The following is an 18,990-nucleotide window of genomic DNA, read 5'->3' as shown; positions in this document are numbered from 1 at the left end:
TGTCTCGGATCAGAACTTTGCCGAGACGTTGATGAACGCGCGGCGTCCGACGAAGCTGTACTGCGACGCGGCGACGACCGGGCCGAGCATGCTGATCTGACCACCGTTCAGGACCGACACGCGCGGCGGGCGCGTGTTGAACAGGTTGCTGACACCCAACGTGATCTCGAACTTGTCCGCCACTTCCTGCGTGATCGACGCGCTGTGGTAGAAGGTCGCGTTGGTGGTCAGATCGGGGCAATAGGTGCCACGGACCGGCACGCCGTCTCCGCGATCCCCGTTGACGCACGGATTGCCGCCATTGTCCGCCAAGAACTCGGCAACGTTCGACGTCCCCCCAATCACGTTCATGCTGTAGAACAGCGTGGTCCCGCTGCTCGGCAGGTTCCAGGTCAGGCGGAAGTCGCCAACCCACTTCGGCGATCCGGCTTCGCCATTGTCGGTCTGCAACGGCGAGGTCGGGAGCAGCTGGAAGTTGTCGCGGGTCTGCCAGGTCATGTCGGCGGTGAAGCTGATATTGCCCCACGAGCCGAGGTCGCTGCGCACATTGGCGGTCAGGTCGACACCGCTGCTCTGCTGGCTTGCGATGTTGATATACTGATCGGACACGGTGTTGATGTTGAACGGTGCACCGGTCTGGCCGCGCGTGAAGAGCGAGCAGAGCGGATCAGTCGGGAAGCTGGCCGAGTCATAGCACCCGAAGATGATGCTCGCGGCGCCCAGCTGCGAGACCTGGCCCGACACCTTGATGTCGAAATAGTCGACCGCGATGTTGATGCGCGTGCGGCTGCCCAGGAACCCGAACTTGGGCGTCAACACGCCACCAACGACCAGCGCCTTCGACGTCTCCGCCTCGAGATTGCCGATGCCGCCCTGTGACGAAACGGTCGCCGTCACCCCCGACCCGTTATAGCTGGTCGGAATACCCTGCGCGACGCAGTTGTCGCGCTGACGCTGGTTGATCCGGCCGGTCAGGAAGCCATTGGTGTAGCCCGCGCACGGATCGATGTTACGCGAGGCCTGGAAGCTCGTTTCGTTTGCCAGGAACTGCTCGAACAGTGCCGGCGAGCGGTAGGAGGTGCCATAGCTGCTCCGGAAGCGAAGCCACTCGGTCGGCGCCCAGTTGCCGCCGAACTTGTAGGTCCAGTTCCCGTTGTCGCTGTCGGAGAACCCGTCGGAGGTGCGCGTCGAGGTAACGTTCGTCACGCGCCCTGCGGCCGAAAGCGACAGTTCGTGAATGAACGGCAGGTCCTTGAACAGCGGGACGTTGACTTCGCCGAACGCTTCCCAGGTCTTGGTCGAGCCAGCGGTGATCCCCGAGGTCGATGCGCCCCAAGCGTTGCCGGCGCGGGTGATTTCGCCTGGCGTGTCGTTGATCTCGTCCCGGCGGAACGCGGCGCCGAGCGCGACGCCGACCATGCCACCCGGCACCTTGAACAGTTCGCCAGTGATCGCGCCTTCACCGGTCCACTGGGTATAGAGCGTGCGACCCTCTTCCCAGTCGAACAGGTACGCCTTCTGCGCATCGGTGAGCTCACCCCGCAGGAAGAAGGGGTTGGTCCACGGGATATCGATGCACTGGCGACCCGAAACTGGGGTCACCATGCCGACGCACGAACCGATCACACCAAAGCCCTGCTGGGTGCTGATGTCATAGGCATCCTGCAGGACCTGCTGCGAGCGATAGCGACCGATGCTGCGGCTGTACTGGCCGTAGACTTCCCACTTCCAGTTGTCGGACGCGCCGAACGAACCGCGCAGGCCACTGACGCCGCGATAATAATCGACCTTCTGGCTCGAATCGCTCTGATCGGTGATCGCGGTCGGGCTGATCAGGTTCACGCCGCCGAAGCCGCCTGCCCAATAGTTATTCGCGTTACCGCCCGGATTGTAGCCGTAGAGGTCGCCGGTGTAACCAAAGCTCCAGAATTGGCGCCATCCGTTCTGGTAGGTTTCGCGACGGTTGAACAGGAACTCGCCGAACCATTCGATCGAGTCGGTGATCTCCTGCGACCCTTCGGCGAATACGGTGTAGAGGTCGCTCTTCGGGATGATCGTCGATTGCTCGACGAACGGGTGATAGGCGTTCTGCACCGCCAGCGATGCGGTGTCGTAGCCGGTCGGGAACCATCCGGCCGGAGCGGTGAAATCGCCGGGATAAGCAGGGGCGCCATAGCCCGGGATCCCAAGGGATTCGCCCGGATACTGGTATTGCAGCAGGACCGTCGAAGCGTTGAACGACGTGTTGCGCCCGGTATTCGGACCACCCGGTCCGTCGAGCTGCAGGTTGTCGATCAGGTTATAGGTCCAGATGTGGCCCCAGCGCAGGTCTTCGCACGCGTAATTGCCGGTGCGCGGATCGATCAGGTCGGCGCGCGAGCCGTCGGGACGGAACGTGTAGGCTTCGGGGCAGGCGAGATAATCGCGATCGCCGCGAGTCAGTTCGTTCTGGTGCCAATAGTCGGCGCCGATCAGGAAGTGACCCGTATCCCACTTCTTCCCGTAGATCGCGTTGATGCGGTAGTTTTCACCACCGCCGTCGAACGGGGCAGACACGTTGCCCGCAATCTCAAGGCCTTCGATGTTGGTCTTGGTCGTGATGTTGACCACGCCGGCGACTGCGTCCGAACCGTAGACCGACGACGCGCCGGTCTTGAGGATGTCGATGCCCTGAGCGATTGAGGCGGGCAGGACGTTCAGGTCGAACGAGGACACGCCGCCGCGCGTGCCGGCCGGGCCGGCGCGGCGACCGTTGAGGAGAACGAGCGTGCGGTTGGCGCCGAGGCCGCGAAGGTCGATCGTCTGCGCACCAGGACCGCCATTGGTAACGAAGTTCGACGAAATCGCCGACGTGATCTGGGTCGAGCCGGCCGCGATCGGGCTGCTCTGCAGCATCGAGGCAATGTCGGTCTTGCCTTCCTTGGCAACCAGTTCAGGATCGATCTGGCTGATCGGGTCGGGACTGTTGAATGGCGTCAGGCCGCGGATACGCGAGCCGGTGACGATGACTTCCGAGGCCTCCGGCGCCTGAGCGGTGGTCGGCGCTTCGGGTTCTTCAGCAGTTGCGTCTTGCGCGAACGCTGGAGCTATGCCGGTAACCGCCAGCCCGATCGAAAGGGTCCATAGCGCAGTTGCGCTCCGAAAGCGTGATTTAGTCATTTTGTGCCCCCTATTGCACAGCTGAAGCACTTTTGTTGCTGCGATGCGAAAGGAAGGCAAGTGCGGGGTAAGCAAGTCGCGATTTTCATTAGCTTTACGGAACGGTTGTAGCAAATCTGCAACACCACGCGCGTGAGGTGGTCACGTCGCCTATTTTGCCGCTCGCTTTGGCGTCTCAGAAACTGAGGCGCTGGGGCAACATTCTGAGAAAATCGACGCAGAGGGTTGCGCAGAATGGATAAAATGACGCATCGCGAACTTAGGGTGGGGACCCAATCGTGTGTGTAAAAGGGATTTGTACCGATGCGTTTCCTCCCATCCGCCAGCAGGTCTGGCTATCATAAGTCGGTGTCTGTCGCCGCGCTGGTGCTGGCGGGCATGGCCCCCGCGCTGGCTCAGGACGGTTCGACCCAGACTGCTTCGCCCCAGGCAGACGATGTTGCGACCTCTACCCAACAGTCGGATGACGAGGTCGTTGTCGTCACCGGATCGCGTATCGCGCGTCCCGAGATCAACTCGCCCAATCCCGTAACCTCATTCAGCGCCGCGACGGTCGAACAGTCCGGGCGGACCAACCTCACCGACTTTCTGGTCCAGAATCCGGCACTGATCGGATCGACCACCAGCGCTGACCAGTCGGGTTCGACCAGCGGCTTTGGTGCGACCGGCACCAACCTTCTCAACCTGCGCAATCTGGGCACCGACCGTACGCTGGTGCTGGTAGACGGCCGTCGCCATGTCGCGGGCCTGCCGGGTTCCGCATCGGTTGATATCAACACGATCCCGAAGGACTTGCTGGAGCGAGTCGACGTCCAGACCGGCGGTGCGTCGGCAGTGTACGGCGCCGATGGCGTGTCGGGCGTGGTCAACTTTATCCTGAAACGGGATTTCGAGGGCGTGCGCGTCCGTGGCCAGATGGGCATTTCGGAAGACGGCGACGCGGCCAACCGTTTCGTATCGGTCACCGTTGGCAAGAACTTCGCCGGGGACCGCGGCAATATCGCGTTGTCTTATGAATTCACGGATGATGATCGCCTGAGCTCCTCCGCTCGCGCCCGGGGCGGCGATCCGCTGCAGACGTTCGGGCTGGTCCGCAATCCGGATGACTTCCCGGATTCGCCGACGGTTTATGACCGCATCCTGCTGAACAATCTTCGCTATGCCGACAGCTCGCGCGACGGCGCGGTCGATCTCGACCTTGATGGCATTCCCGACTTTACGGGCACGGGTGCGGTGTATGACCGCGGTCGTCTGCTGCCCAGCTCCGGTGGTTTGACCCAGGGTGGGAGCAGCACGCCGCTCGCCGGGTATCAGGGGGACCTGCAGCCGCAGAACCGCGTTCATAATGTGAACGTGATTTCCAGCTTCGAAGTGTCCGATGCACTGCGCATCTATGCCCAGGGCAAATATGCGCGCACCGAAAGCTTCTCGGTCGCGCAGCCCAGCTTCGACTTCTTCACCTATCTGGCGCCCGACAACGCCTATCTGATCGAGCGCTTCGGTGCTGCGGGCGCGCCTAACGGCGCACTGCTGTCGCGCGATAATTTCGATCTTGGTGTCCGTGGCGAGTCGACCGAGCGCGAGACGTGGCGTGGCGTGATCGGCGCGGAAGGCCGGATCACCGACAATGCGCGGTACGACCTGTCCTATACCTATGGACAGACGTCGAGCAGCTTCCTGAGCACCAATTATCGGCTTGCCGATCGCTATTTCGCGGCGCTCGACGCGGTGCGTGATCCGGTCTCGGGCCAGATTGTTTGTCGTTCGACGATCACTGCGGGCAACATCGATCCGAACAACTTCGATTCGCCAGCGACCACGTTCACCCCGGGCACGGGCAGCGCATGCCGTCCGCTGAACCTGCTGGGCGAGAATGTGGCGAGCCAGGCGGCGCTCGACTTCATCAATGTCGATTTGCTGAACCGCTACAAGGTTACCCAGAATGTCGTCTCCGGATCGGTAACCGGCGATTTCGGCGCGCTGTTCCGTCTGCCGGGCGGTCCGGTCGGGTTTGCGATCGGCGGCGAGTATCGCAAGGAAACGAGCGAATTCGAGTCGGATCCGTTCCTGCAGCGCGGCGAACTGGCGGACATCGCGCAGATTTCGCCGGAGCGGGGTAGCTTCGACGTCAAGGAAGCGTTCGCGGAGCTGCGCGCGCCGCTGCTCGCCGACCTGCCGTTCGCACATATCCTGGAACTGAATGCGGCGCTGCGCCTGTCCGACTATTCGACGGTCGGCAGCACCACGACCTGGTCGTTCAGCGGCATTTACGCACCGGTTCGCGACTTGCGTATTCGCGGGACTTACTCGCAGGCCGTCCGCGCGCCGAACATCACCGAGCTGTTCGCGCCGACGAACGGGACGTTCTCGTTCATCGATGATCCGTGCGATCCGACCAACATTGCCGAGGGCACGTCCTTCCGTGCGGCGAACTGCAGTGCCGCGCTTGCCGCCGCCGGTCTCACCCCGGCGCAGATCGCGGCGTTCAATCCGGTCGATGACCCCACCGCGACGGTCAGCCTTCCGGGTCGCGTCGGGGGCAACCGCGATCTTGGCGAAGAGACGGCGCGCACCTGGACCGCGGGCTTCGTTCTTCAGCCGTCGTTCCTGCGCGGCCTGACGATCACCGCCGACTGGTACGACATCCGTCTGGAAAACGCGGTGCGCACGGCAACGGCGCAGGAGTTTGTTGATCTGTGCGTCGATCAGCCATCGCTGGATAACGTCTACTGTCAGAACATTACGCGCAGTGGGACGACCGGTTATGTCAGCGACTATCTGGTGCGCCCGGAGAATGTCGCGGCATTTGAAACGGCCGGCCTCGATGTGACGGTGAACTATGCGTTTGACGCGGGCAATATCGGTCGCTTCAACGTGCGTTTGCAGGGTAACTATCTGGACAAGCTGACGTTCGTCCCGACGCCGGGTGCGGATGCCGAAAACAGCAAGTTCACGGACTTTGCCCCGGAGTATAGCGGCAACTTCGACCTGACCTGGACGAAGGGCCCGGTCACGCTGAACTACGGTCTTGCCTATTTCAGCAAGACGCGTCGCTACAGCGAGGATCAGCTTCGGGCGAATCCGGATATCGCCGATCCGCAGTACTTCTGGTACCGCGAAAAGTGGGAGCATGATTTCCAGGCGTCGTTCTCTGTCAACGATCGCTACAGCTTCTACATGGGCGTCAACAACTTCACCGATGAGAAGGGTGATGTTGCTCGCATTGCTTATCCCTATTCGGAGATTGGCCGTTACTTCTACGCCGGTGCGCGGGTCGCGCTCCCCGGCTTCTGATGATCGCATAAGGATGGGGCCGGGCGACCGGCCCCATCTGTTTTTCGGACAATCGATAGCACTTTGCGCTGGCAATCGCTTCGCCTTAGAGAGCGCAGATGACTAGCGGTGTGCGCGCGTGATCGAGATTTCCCAAACCGCAGCGACGCTCGCTGGCGCGGCGCTCGCCCTGTTGCTTGCTGCTGGCGGGGCGATGCTGTTTGTTGGTCTGCGCGCGCGGTCGCGGGCGGGGCAGCTGAGCGACGCGAATGCGCGGCTGCTTGCACTGGCGGCGGGGTCGCCGGCGTTGGCGATGATCGTGCGGGCGGATGGGCGGATCGAATTGTCGATCGCGCTCGCCAACCTCTTCGGGTTCGACGCGGTGCCGGCCCATTTTTCCGACCTGATCGATAATGACGCGGTGCTCGCGCCTGAGGACGCGCGGGCGCTGGATCAGGAGGTGAGTGCGGCGCAGCGGGCGGGCAAGCCGTTCCGGATGATCGTGCCGGTGCGCGGAGCGAGCCGGACCTTGCTCGCAACCGGCGTCCGTGCGCCCGATGCGGTGCGCGCGCCGGGTGGGGCGGTGTTGTGGTTCCTCGACGCGACCGAGCCGAGCGAGGAAGTGGCGCGCTTTGCGGCGGAGGCCGATCGCTATCGCGTCGCGTTCGATGCGTTGACCGGCCTCATTCAATCCGCGCCGATGCCGATGTGGTATCGCGATCCCGAACTGCGCATCGCGATGGTCAACAATGCCTATGTCGAGGCGGTCGAGGGCAAGGATGCCGAGCAGGTCGTCGCCTCGGGTGTCGAACTGGTCGATGCTTCGGCACCGGGCGGGCCGCTCGCCAGCGCGGCGCAAGCGCGTGAGGTGGGCGCGCCGCAGATGGTGAAGCTGCCCGCGACGATCGGCGGCAAGCGGCGCACGCTGCACATCCATGACGTCCCGCTGCCGACCGGTGGGGTCGCGGGCTTTGCCGTGGATGTCGAGGAACTGGAGCAGGCCCGCGGCGGGATCAAGCGCGCGGCGGAGGCGCAACGCGCGATGTTCGATCGACTGTCGGCGGGCGTGGCACAGTTCGGGCCGGATCGCGCACTGGTGTTCTGCAACCAGCCATTCCGGCGCATTTTCGAGCTGAAGAACGAATGGCTCGCCGATCGGCCCGAGTTCGACCGCATCCTCGAGCGGATGCGCGAGGCCAACCGCTTGCCGGTGGTGCGCGACTTTCCGGGTTGGAAGAATGAGCGGCGCGAATGGTTTCTGGCGGCGGAGAGCGCGCGCGAGGAAAACTGGACGCTGCCCGGCGGCACGCATCTGCGGGTCGTTGCCCAGCCGCTGCCAGAGGGCGGGTTGCTGACGATTTTCGAGGATCTGACCGAGCAGGTACAGCTGGCGAGCGCGCGCGACACGTTGCTGCGGGTGCGGACGGCGACGTTCGACAATCTGTTCGAAGGGCTGGGCGTGTTCTCCGCCGACGGGCGGCTGCAGCTGTGGAACAACCGGTTCAAACAGGCCTGGGGGTTCGAGGACGCGTTCATCACCGGGCATCCGCGGGTCGATGCGCTGGCCAAGGAAGCAGCGGCCAAGCTCGCCAAGCCGGGTCGTGCGGCGCTGATCGGCGATCTGGTGCGTGCGGCGACAGTCGAGCGGCAGCAACGCGGCGGGTCGATCGACTTTGCCGATGGCCGCATTTTCGAGGTGGCGGCGGTGCCGCTGCCCGATGGAAATGCGCTATTCACGATGCTCGACATTTCCGACCGGCGGCGGATCGAGAATGCGCTGCGTGAGCGCAATGACGCGCTGGAGGCGGCGGACCGGATCAAGACCGCGTTCGTCGCCAGCATGAGTTATGAGCTGCGCACCCCGCTGACGTCGATCAAGGGCTTCGCCGAGATGCTCTATAACGGCTATGCCGGGGCGTTGCCGGAGACGGCGGTCGAGTATTCGGGGGCGATCCTGGAGTCGGTCGGGCGGCTCGGCGATTTGGTCGATGATGTGCTCGACCTGACCCGCGATGGCGGCGCGCTGGCACGGGAGGCGGTCGATCTCGAACTGGTCGCGGGCGCTGCGGTCGAGAATGTCCAGCCGTCGATCAAGACCAAAAAGATCGAGCTGGCGGTCGAGATTCAGGGGAGCGCTGGCAGCATCCAGGGCGATGCGCGGCGTATCCGCCAGATCGTCGAGAACCTGCTGCGCCACGCGGTCAGCGGTACCGGTGAGGGCGGTCGGGTGCTGCTGCACATCGACGGATCGGACAAGCGCGCGCGGATCGTCGTGTCGGATGACGGCCCCGGCATGGCGGAGGCGGTGGCCGCCAAGGCGTTCGACCGTTTCGCGCAGGCCGGGATCAGCCGCAATGGCGAGCGCGCGCTGCAACTCGGCCTGCCGATCGCCAAGCAGTTCGTCGAGGCGCATCGCGGGACGATCGAGCTGGTGTCGGAACCGGGGCAGGGGACGATGGTGGTCGCGGAGCTGCCGCGCGCATGATCACGCTCGCCGATGCTGCTGCGACGCAGGCGTTCGGGCGCGCGCTCGCGGCGCAAGTGCGGCCGGGCGATGTCATCGCACTGTCGGGGCAACTGGGCGCGGGCAAAACGAGCATTGCGCGCGGGCTGCTCGCGGCGCTGGGGCTGGAGGCTGAAGCGCCGTCGCCGAGCTATGCGATCGTGCAGCCCTATGACCCGCCCGAGGTCGCGTTTCCTGTGCTGCATGTCGACCTCTACCGCATCGACGATCCGGATGAGGCCGAAGAGCTGGGGCTGGAGGATGCGCGCGGCGATTCGCTGCTGCTGGTCGAATGGCCCGAGCGGTTGCCCGATGCCTGGTGGGCGGATGCCCTGTGGCTGACACTGACGATCGAAGCCGATGGGTCGCGTGGCTTGACAGCGCGGGTACCGGCGGCATGGAAGGACCGATGGCCCCTGCAAGCGACGGCGTGATTTCGCCCCCCGACATGAACCCGCCCGCACGGGCTCCGCATTTCCTGGCCGAGATTGGCTGGGGCGATGGGGAGATCCTGCCGCTGGCGGGGGACGCATCGTTCCGCCGCTATTTCCGGGTGCAGGCGCCGGGGCGCAGCGCGATCCTGATGGACGCGCCGCCGCCGCATGAGGACCCGCGTCCGTTCATTTCGATCGCGCGCTGGCTGACCGACCGCGGGTTCGCCGCGCCGACCATCTATGGTGAAGACCTGGACACCGGGCTGGTGCTGATCGAGGATTTCGGCGACGCGCGGCTGCGTGAGACCGCGGACGCCGCGCCCGAGAGCGAGTTGCGGCTGTATGAAGCCGCGATCGACGTGCTGATCCGCCTGCGCGGGCATGCGGCGGCGGACATCGACCCCTATGACGTTGACACGTGCCAGCGTGAGGCGGCGTTGCTGACCGATTGGTATTGCCCGGCGATCGGGGTCGAGGCGGACGTCGAGGGCTATCGCGCCGCGTGGGACGCGGTGCTGGCCCCGACGCTGCAGGGGCAGCGGGTGACGGTGCTGCGCGACTATCATGCCGAAAACCTGATGCTGATCGAGGGCAGCGAGACGCTGGGCCTGCTCGATTTCCAGGACGCGCTGGCGGGGCATCCGGCATACGACCTCGTCTCGCTGTTGCAGGACGCGCGGCGCGATGTGCACCCCGATCTGGAGGCGGCGATGCTCGACCGCTATCGCCGCATCACCGGCGCGGATCAGGCGTTCGTCGATGCCTATCATGTGCTCGGCGCGCAGCGGAACGCGAAGATCATCGGCATCTTCACCCGGCTGTGGCAGCGAGATGGCAAGCCGCGTTATCCGGGGCTGTGTCCGCGTGTGTGGGGCTATCTTGAGCGCGATCTTCAGCATCCGGCGCTGGCCCCGGTGAAGGCGTGGTTCGACTCGAACATCCCGGCGCATCTGCGCGGCGACCCGATGGTGGTGGTGCAGGCGTGAGCGCGAAGAAAACGCTGGCGATCCGGCCGATCCCGGCCGGTGCAGTGCCGCGCACCGCGATGGTGATGGCGGCGGGGCTGGGCAAACGCATGCGCCCGCTGACCGCCACCCGGCCCAAGCCGCTTGTCGAGGTCGCGGGTAAGCCGTTGATCGACCATGTGTTCGACCGGTTGCGCAGCGCCGGCGTCGCGCGCGCGGTGGTCAATGTCCACTACCTCGCCGATGCGCTGGAGGCGCATGTCACCCATCGGGTGAAGGACATCGACGTGCTGGTATCCGACGAGCGCAAGCAGCTGATGGAGACCGGCGGCGGGCTGGTGCAGGCGCGCGAGATGCTGGGCGATGACCCCTTTGTCTGCGTCAACAGCGACAATCTGTGGGTTGATGGCCCGATCGACGCGATCCGTCAGCTGGCGGCTGCGTGGGACGATGACCGGATGGACGCGCTGCTGCTGCTCGTCCCGCTCGCCCGCGCGCATTGCCATGGCGGGCAGGGGGACTTTCACCTCGACCCGTTCGGCAAGATCGTCGGGCGACGCAAGCCGGGGCGATTGGCACCCTTTGTCTATACCGGGGTGCAGATCCTGTCGCCGCGAGTGATCCGCGACTGGCCGGAGGGGGCGTTCTCGACCAACCTGTTCTGGCAGCGCGCGATGGAGGCCGGGCGGGCGTTCGGCGTGGTGCATCAGGGGCTGTGGTTCGATGTCGGCAGTCCGCCGGCGATTGCGGCGACTGAGGCGGTGTTGGCGGATGGGTGACGGCAGGGGGAGCCTGGGCATCCGTTTCTGACAGACGACAATCGCGCTGCTTTTCCGCATGATGGGGCCGTGGCCGTGCTCAAACCCCTGATACTGGCATTGGCGATCACGAGCGCTTCGCCTGCGATCGCGCAGCAATGGCCTGTGCCGGTGGCCGCCCGGGAAGCATCCGAGCGCAACGACCACCGTCAGGCAGCGGCGACGATCCTTGCCGAACTGAAACAATGCGAAGCGGTCGAGCCATCCCGCTGCGCGCTGCTGTTGATGTGGGCGGGGTCAGAGACGTTCCAGTTCGATTATCAGGCGGCCGAACGGCTTGCGCGGCGGGCCGTCACGCTGACCGCTCCACCTGACGGCAAGAGCTACCCTGACCGAGCGCATGCGCTGGACTTCCTGGCTTTGACGCTTGGTACGCAAGGCCGGTTCGTCGAGGCGGAGGCTCCCCGACGCGCAGCGCTGGCGCTGCTCGAGCAGACCTTGCCGGAAGCCGATCTGCGGGTTGCCGACGGTTACAATCAACTGGCCGGCGTTCTCGATCGGCTGAGCCGGCATGGCGAGGCAGAGGTATTTCTTCGCCGCATGCTGCTGCTGCATGAGCGCCATCGGCCGCCAGGGCATTTGTTGATCGCGATGAGCTACAACAACCTCGCAGACAATCTCGCCAGTCAGGCCCGCTACGTCGATGCGGAGCCATTTTATCGCAAGGCAATGGCGCTGCGGGAGCAATTGTCGCCATCCAATCCATCCGCACTCGCCGCGAGCTACGAAGGGTTGGGACGGGCGCTGATCAACTTGTCCCGCGCCGACGAAGCTGAGCCGCTGTTGCGACGTGTCATCGACATCCGCATCAAGACGTTCGGGGCAGAGGGCTACATCGTGGCGTGGAGCTACGACAATCTCGCCACGCTGTTGGAAAATCGCGGTGATTATCGCGAGGCCGAGTCGCTGCGCCGGAAATCACTGGCAATTCAGGAGGCCAACTGGCCCGCTGGGCATCTCACGATTGCTGCGGGGACAGCGATGCTGGCGAGCAACCTCGATCTGCAAGCGCGGTACGTTGAGGCAGAGCCGCTGCACCGCAAAGCGATTGCGGCATACGCTGCCGTGACGCCGGAGGATGCGCCGGCGATGGCGGATCTCTACGACAGCCGTGCCTTCAACCTGGAGGGACAAGATCGCGAGAAGGAAGCCGAGCGGTTCTATCGGCGATCGCTTCGTGCCCGGGCAACGCTGCCCGCAGCCCATCCCAGACGGATTTTCGGCTACCGGTCATTGGCAGGGTTTCTTCGCGATCACGATCGTTCGTGGCCCGAGGTTCGTTCCCTGTATCGTGCCGCGCAGGCTGGCATCTTTGACCGCCTCGCCAGCTATTCGAGTTTCGACCGTGAAGCGCAGATCGAACTGCGGGACTACCAACCGGTGTTCACCGGGCAGGTGCGCGCGGCATGGACGCTATCGAATATGCCCGCCCGCCCATAATCGCCTTGGCGGGGACGGCGCAGGGCGGCTACGCATTGGCGAATGACCACCCGCCTCAACCTCTACACCATCCCGCCGCATCGCGCCTTTGCCGATGCGCTCGCGCAGGGGTTGATCCGGCGGCATGGCGGCGATCCGTTGCGGCTGGCGCGGGGCGTGGTGCTGGTGCCGACCAATCGCGCCAAGCGGACGATCACCGATGCGTTCGTGCGCGCGAGCGGGGGCGGGTTGTTGTTGCCGCGGATGGTGGCGATCGGCGATCCCGAGCTCGACGAGGCGGCGGGGCCGTTTCTTGATCCCGCCGACGAGGACGCGCCGATCCCGCCGGCGGTCGATCCGTTGCAGCGGCGGATGATCCTGGCGCGGCTGATCGAGGCGCATGACCGCAGCGTCGATGCGGCGGAGGCGGTGCGGCTGGCGGGCGATCTGGGGCGGACGCTCGATCAGATGCTGGTCGAGGAGATCGCGCCGAGCGCGCTGCGCGACGTGGTGCTGCTCGATCACCTGACGGTGCATTGGCAGCGTGCGCTTGATCTGTTCGAGATCATTTTGGAGAAATGGCCACAAGAGCTTGAAAAGCTTGGGCGGATTGATCTGGCCGAGCGGCGCAACCGGTTGCTCGATCGGGTCGCGGCGCGGTGGCGGGCGGAGCCGCCCGAGCGCTTTGTTTGCGCGGCGGGGATCACGACGAGCGCGCCCGCGATTGCGCGGCTGCTGCGCGTCGTTGCGGGGTTGCCGCAGGGGCAGGTGGTGCTGCCGGGTGTCGATCTGGCGATGGCGGATGAGGAATGGGCGATGCTGGGGCCGTTCCCGGCTGACCCGGTCAGCGGGCGGCGCAAGCGCAGCCTGGAGACGCATCCGCAATTCCATCTGAAGCTGTTGATCGACCGGATGGGGGTGCAGCGCGGCGAGTTCGAGAGCTGGCGCGTCGCGACCGAGCTCGATGCGCCGCCCGCGCGCAGCAAGGCGATTGCGAGCGCGATGATGCCAGCCGAGCGCACGACAGTGTGGAGCGACTTGCCCGCGGGCGAGCGGCGGCTGGCGGGGGTGCGCGTGCTCGAAGTCGCGACCCCGGCGGAGGAGGCGCAGGGGATTGCGCTGGCGCTGCGGCAGGCGCTGGAGGAGCCGGGGCGGACTGCCGCGCTGGTGACGCCGGATCGCGCGCTGGCCAAGCGGGTCGCGGCGCATTGCGCGCGCTGGGGGATCGCGATCGACGATTCCGCCGGGTCGGCGCTGTCGATCCTGCCGCCGGGGACGCTGTTGCTGGCGCTGGCCGAGGCGGCGGCGCAGGGGTTTGCGCCGATGGCGTTGCTGGCGCTGCTCAAGCATCCGCTGGTGCGCGCGGGCGAGGCGCGGATTGGGTGGCTGGAGCAAGTGCGGTCGCTCGATCTCGCGCTGCGGGGGCCGAGGCCGCCTGCGGGGCTGGCGGGAGTGACGGCGCATCTCGCCTATCCTGACGGATATGACGCGCGGACGCGGGGGAGGGCGATCGAGCCATGGGCTGAGATTGCCGCGCTGCTGGAGCCGGTCGAGGCGGCATTTGTGGCGGAGATGGTGCCGCCTGCGACGCTGTTGGCGCAGTTGCGCGAAGGGGCGGAGCGGCTGTGTGGCGAGCGGTTATGGGCTGGCGTCGATGGCCGCGCGGCGGCGGCGTTGCTTGACGATCTGGAGCGCGAGGCGGTGCATGGTCCTGCACTGATCGCCCCGGCGAGCCTGCCCGCCTTGCTGCGGACATTGATGGACGAGGTGGCGGTGCGGCCGCCACAGGGCGGGCATCCGCGGCTTGCCATATTGGGCGTGATCGAGGCGCGGTTGCATGCCGCCGATCTGCTGGTGCTGGGCGGGTTGAACGAAGGGGTGTGGCCGGGGCTGCCCGCGCCCGATCCGTGGCTGGCGCCGCGTATCCGCAGCGAATTGGGGCTGCCGGGGTTGGAGCGGCGGATCGGGCTTGCGGCGCATGATCTGGCGCAGGGGCTGGGTGCGCGTGAGGTGCTGTTGACGCGGGCCAAGCGCGATGCGGGGGCGCCGACGATTGCTTCGCGCTTCTGGCTGCGGCTTGAGGCGCTGTCGGGCGGGCTGGAGCGCGCGACCGAGCTGGAAGCATGGGCACGCGCGATCGACGTGCCAGGAGAGCACAAGCCGGTCGCGCGGCCCGAGCCGTGCCCGCCGGTGGCGATCCGGCCGCGATCGATTCCGGTCACCGATGTCGATCGGTTGAAGGCCGACCCCTATGCCTTTTACGCCAAGCGCATGCTGCGGCTGCGCCCGCTCGATCCGGTCGATGCCGATCCGAGCGCGGCGTGGCGCGGGACGGCGGTGCATGACGCGCTGGAGCAATGGGCGCGGCACGATGGCTGCGACCCCGACGCGCTGGAGCCGCGCGTGCTGGAGATGCTGCGTGCCGCGCACCCGATGATGCGGGCGCTGTGGCAGCCACGGCTGATTGAGGCGGTGCGCTGGATCGTGCGGGAGACGGCGGCGCATCCGGCGCGGCGCATTCTGGCGGTGGAGCAGGAAGGCGGGATCGACATTGCCGGGGTGCGGCTGACCGGCAAGTTCGACCGGATCGACGCGATGGGCGACGGGACGATAGGCATCGTCGACTACAAGACCGGCCAGCCGCCGAGCACCAAGGCGGTGCGCGCGGGCTATAGCTTGCAGCTGGGCCTGCTTGGCCTGATTGCCGAGCGCGGCGGGTTTGCGGGGATTTCGGGGCGGGCGAGCTGTTTTGAATATTGGTCGCTGGCGCGCAAGAATGGCGAGTTCGGCTATGTCGCGACGCCGGTCGATCCGGCTGAGAAATATGGGCGGATGAAACCCGAGGAGTTCGTGCCGACCGCTGCGGAGAATTTCGCTGATACGGCGGGGCGGTATCTGACGGGGGGCGAGGCGTTTACGGCCAAGCTGCACCCCGAATATGCGCCCTATTCCGATTATGACCAGCTGATGCGCCGGGACGAATGGTATGGCCGTGAGCGGCGCTAATATCTCCGCCCTTCCGCCGCTCGCCGGGAGTCAGGGCGCAGCGTCGCAGCCGGAGGCGAGCGTGTGGCTGTCGGCCAGCGCGGGGACGGGAAAGACTCAGGTTCTGGCGGCGCGTGTGTTCCGCCTGTTGCTGCGCGGGGTCGATCCGGGTGCGATCCTGTGCCTGACCTTTACCAAGGCGGGCGCGGCGGAGATGGCGGCGCGGGTCAGCGGGCGGCTGGCATACTGGGTGCGGGCGAAGCGGACCGAGCTGTTCGCCGATCTGGAAGCGCTCGGTGAGCCGGCCGATGATGCGCAGATTGCGCTTGCGCGGACGCTGTTCGCCAAGGTGCTGGATGCGCCGGGCGGGGGGCTTCGTATCCAGACGATCCACAGCTTTTGCCAGACGTTGCTGTCGGCGTTTCCGGTCGAGGCGGGGCTGACGCCGGGGTTCCGGCCGCTGGAGGCGCGCGAGGAATCGGCGCTTGCACGCGAAGCACTGGCGGAGATGCTGGTGACCGCCGAGCGCGAGGGGCGCGGATGGGTGATCGACGCGGTCGGCGCGCTGAGCTTGCGGCTGGGCGAGGGCAAGGCCGAGGCGTTTCTGAGCGCCTGTGCCCGCGCGCCCGAGGCGATGGCGGCGATGCCGAGCGGGATCCAGCCATGGTTGCGGCGCGCGTTCGGGCTGCCGTCGGGCGATGTCGCGGCTGAAGCACAGCGCTGGTGTGATGACGAACATTTCGACACCGACGCAGTGCGCCGTCTTGCAGATGCCAACCACGCGTGGAAAACGGCTACCGGTGACAAGGATGCCGCGATCGCCGAACGCTGGCTCGCGGCTGATCCTGCCGGGCGATTTGAGCAGCTTCGTGACCTTAGCCTTATCGCATTGAAGAAAGACGGTGATTTCCGGGTGTTCAAGGGCAAGTTGCTCACACTTGACCCGGATTACGCAGAACTAGCGGTCGCACTCGGCGAGGCGTGCATCGCGGTGCAGGGGATGGTGGCGCGGGCGGGCTATGTTGATTGTCTGGCGCAGGGACTTGAGGCCGGGCGTGAGTATGCGGCGACCTACACGGCGGCGAAGCGGCGCGCGGGGGCAGTCGATTTCGACGATCTGATCGGCAAGGCGGTGGCGCTGCTCGAACAGCCGGGGATGGGCGACTGGATCCGCTACAAGCTGGATCAGGCGACCAGCCATGTCCTGATCGACGAAGCGCAGGATACCAATGTCGCGCAGTGGCGGATCGTGCGTGCGCTGGCGGATGAGTTCTTTGCCGGCGAGGGTGCGCATGGCGAGGAGGTGCGGACGATCTTTGCGGTCGGGGATTATAAACAGGCGATCTTCGGCTTTCAGGGGACCGATCCGGTCAATTTCCGCGCGGCGCAGCAGCATTTCGACACGCGCGCGGCGGGCGCGCTGGATACGCTGTCGCTGGTACACAGCTTCCGTTCGACCGCGCCGGTGCTCGAGTTTGTCGATGCGGCGATCGATGCGTTACCGACGCCCGGCATGGGGGCCTTTGCTGAGCCCGAGCCACATGCCAGCCGGGTCGAGGGGCCGGGGACGGTGACGCTGTGGCCGCCGGTGGTGACGGGCGGCGACCCGGAGGATGAGGAAGGCTGGATCGACGACGCGACGCGCGAACTCGCCAACCGGATCGCGCGGCAGATCAGGGACTGGATCGGCACGCTGGAGCTGGAGAGCAAGGGGCGGGTGCTGCGGCCTGAGGATGTGATGATCCTGGTGCGGCGGCGCGGCGAGCTGGCGGGGCTGATCGTGGCGCGGCTTTATGCCGAGGGGGTGCCGGTGGCGGGGGTCGACCGGCTGCGGCTGAACGCGCCGCTGGCGGTGCAGGATCTGCTCGCGGCGGTGCGGTTTGCGTTGCAGCCAGACGATGATCTGTCGCTGGCGGCATTGCTGGTGTCGCCGCTGATCGGGTGGAGCCAGGATGAACTGATGGTCGCCGCGATCCGCGAGCGCGGGAGCCTGTGGCGCCATCTGCGCGCGACGCAGACGCCGGAGCGGCTGGAGCCGTTGTTCGGGCTGCTCGCCCGCGCAGATTTCATGACGCCGCACCGGTTTCTGGAGGCGATCCTGACCGGGCCGATGGACGGGCGGCGCAAGCTGCTCCACCGGCTGGGGGCTGAGGCGCTCGATCCGATCGAGGAGTTGCTGACGGCGGCTTTGGGGTTCGAGGGGGTGGCGACGCCGACGCTGCAGCGCTTCCTGGACTGGTTCGACCGGGGCGATGTCGAGATCGTGCGTGACGCGGCGCAACCGCAGGCGGCGGTGCGGGTGATGACCACGCATGGGGCGAAGGGTTTACAGGCGCCGCTGGTGATTCTGGCCGATGCCACCGCCGATCCGGTGGCGGGCAATCGCGGGGATTTTGTCGAGTGGCAGCCGGACGGCGAAGGGTTCAAGCTCCCGGTGTTTCGCCCCGGTAAGGCCGAGCGCGGCGGGCCGGTCGATGCGGCGGTGAGCGCAGCGGAAGCGCGCGAGCTGGAGGAGCATTGGCGGCTGTTCTACGTCGCGGCGACGCGGGCGGAGGAGCGACTGGTGATTGCGGGGTCGCTGGGGCCGAAGGCGAATGGTGAGCCGCCCGAGTTGAGCTGGTACACGGCGGCTGCTGCCGGGCTGGACGCGCTGGGCGTGGAAGCGGGCGAGGCCGAGCGGAGCTTTACCGGGCTGGCACCGACCCGTGCGGTGCCGCGCAAGGCGATCGTCGCGGATGCGGGCGAGGCGGCGGGTGCCGTACCCGATTGGGCGCGGCGTGCGGCTCCGGTCGAGGCGCGACCGCCGCGCCCGCTCGCGCCGTCTGCTCTGGGCGAGGATCTGGTCGCCGATCCGCCCCCCGCTGCGGCATTGCGCGCGGCGGCGGAGCGTGGGCGGTTGATTCATGCGTTGCTGGAGCGCCTGCCGGTGGTCGCGGCCGAGCGGCGCGCGGAGGTGGCGGAGCGCTGGCTGGCGGGTGCGGGTGGCGTTGATGATGCGGGCGAGCGGGCCGTGCTGGCGCGTGCGGCGCTGGGGGTGCTGGCCGAGCCGCGCTTTGCCGAATTGTTCGGGCCGGAGGCGCTGGCTGAAGCGCCCGTGGCGGCGGTGGTGGGCGGCGGGCATGTCGTCTCCGGCACCGCCGACCGGCTGCTGGTGACCGACAGCCGCGTGCTGGTGGTTGATTTCAAGACCGGGCGGCGCGCGCCGGGCTCGCTCGGCGATGTGCCGCCCTATCATGTCCGGCAGATGGCGGCCTATGTCGCGGCGCTGGAGGTGATCTTTCCGGGGCGCGAGGTGGTTGCGGGGCTGCTCTACACCGCTGGGCCGGTGCTGTTCGAACTGCCCGCCGATCTGGTCGCTGCGCACAAGCCGGGCTTCGCAGGGAACGAACAAAGCTTGCCACTCGATGCTTGAGACGGGCGGCCGCCGACCCTAG

Annotated in this window: 9 protein-coding genes; 8 read left to right on the top strand and 1 reads right to left on the bottom strand. The window is 66.4% G+C overall.

The features are described 5' to 3' along the window. Positions 1 to 9: 9 nt before the first annotated feature. Positions 10 to 3,159, bottom strand: coding sequence for a TonB-dependent receptor plug domain-containing protein (locus K9B35_RS02575; protein WP_224920234.1), 3,150 nt, complete (start codon positions 3,157 to 3,159; stop codon positions 10 to 12). A 303-nt stretch (positions 3,160 to 3,462) separates the two neighbouring features. Between K9B35_RS02575 and K9B35_RS02570 the strand changes: the two genes are divergently transcribed. The 8 genes from K9B35_RS02570 (at position 3,463) to addA (ending at position 18,968) form a co-directional block, all read left to right on the top strand. Next, the gene (locus tag K9B35_RS02570) at positions 3,463 to 6,453 is read left to right on the top strand and encodes a TonB-dependent receptor plug domain-containing protein (RefSeq protein WP_224920233.1); all 2,991 of its coding nucleotides are present in this window, start codon (positions 3,463 to 3,465) and stop codon (positions 6,451 to 6,453) included. Positions 6,454 to 6,571: 118 nt separating this feature from the next. Next, on the top strand, positions 6,572 to 8,917 hold the full coding sequence (locus tag K9B35_RS02565) for a PAS-domain containing protein (protein WP_224920232.1): 2,346 nt from the start codon (positions 6,572 to 6,574) through the stop codon (positions 8,915 to 8,917). Beyond that, positions 8,914 to 9,369: a tRNA (adenosine(37)-N6)-threonylcarbamoyltransferase complex ATPase subunit type 1 TsaE gene (tsaE, locus tag K9B35_RS02560; protein ID WP_224920231.1), complete on the top strand. Its 456-nt coding sequence runs from the start codon at positions 8,914 to 8,916 to the stop codon at positions 9,367 to 9,369. Before K9B35_RS02565 ends, tsaE begins: the two co-directional genes overlap by 4 nt. Before the next feature lie 14 nt (positions 9,370 to 9,383). Further along, positions 9,384 to 10,355 (top strand): aminoglycoside phosphotransferase family protein, encoded by a 972-nt coding sequence (locus tag K9B35_RS02555; RefSeq protein ID WP_224920498.1) that lies wholly within the window; start codon positions 9,384 to 9,386, stop codon positions 10,353 to 10,355. Between the two features lie 59 nt (positions 10,356 to 10,414). Then, positions 10,415 to 11,113 (top strand): nucleotidyltransferase family protein, encoded by a 699-nt coding sequence (locus K9B35_RS02550; RefSeq protein WP_224920497.1) that lies wholly within the window; start codon positions 10,415 to 10,417, stop codon positions 11,111 to 11,113. A 69-nt stretch (positions 11,114 to 11,182) separates the two neighbouring features. Next, positions 11,183 to 12,592 carry a tetratricopeptide repeat protein gene (locus tag K9B35_RS02545; protein WP_224920230.1) on the top strand — a complete coding sequence of 470 codons (1,410 nt, stop codon included), beginning with the start codon at positions 11,183 to 11,185 and terminating at the stop codon, positions 12,590 to 12,592. Between the two features lie 42 nt (positions 12,593 to 12,634). Beyond that, complete coding sequence (gene addB, locus K9B35_RS02540; protein WP_224920229.1) at positions 12,635 to 15,577, top strand: double-strand break repair protein AddB; 2,943 nt, start codon at positions 12,635 to 12,637, stop codon at positions 15,575 to 15,577. Continuing rightward, on the top strand, positions 15,558 to 18,968 hold the full coding sequence (gene addA / locus K9B35_RS02535; protein ID WP_224920228.1) for a double-strand break repair helicase AddA: 3,411 nt from the start codon (positions 15,558 to 15,560) through the stop codon (positions 18,966 to 18,968). The genes addB and addA overlap by 20 nt, the downstream gene beginning before the upstream one ends. The last annotated feature ends 22 nt before the right edge of the window (positions 18,969 to 18,990 follow it).

This window comes from Sphingomonas sp. R647 (assembly GCF_020177055.1).
Lineage (GTDB): Bacteria > Pseudomonadota > Alphaproteobacteria > Sphingomonadales > Sphingomonadaceae > Sphingomonas.
This window is presented reverse-complemented; position numbering and strand designations above follow the sequence as displayed.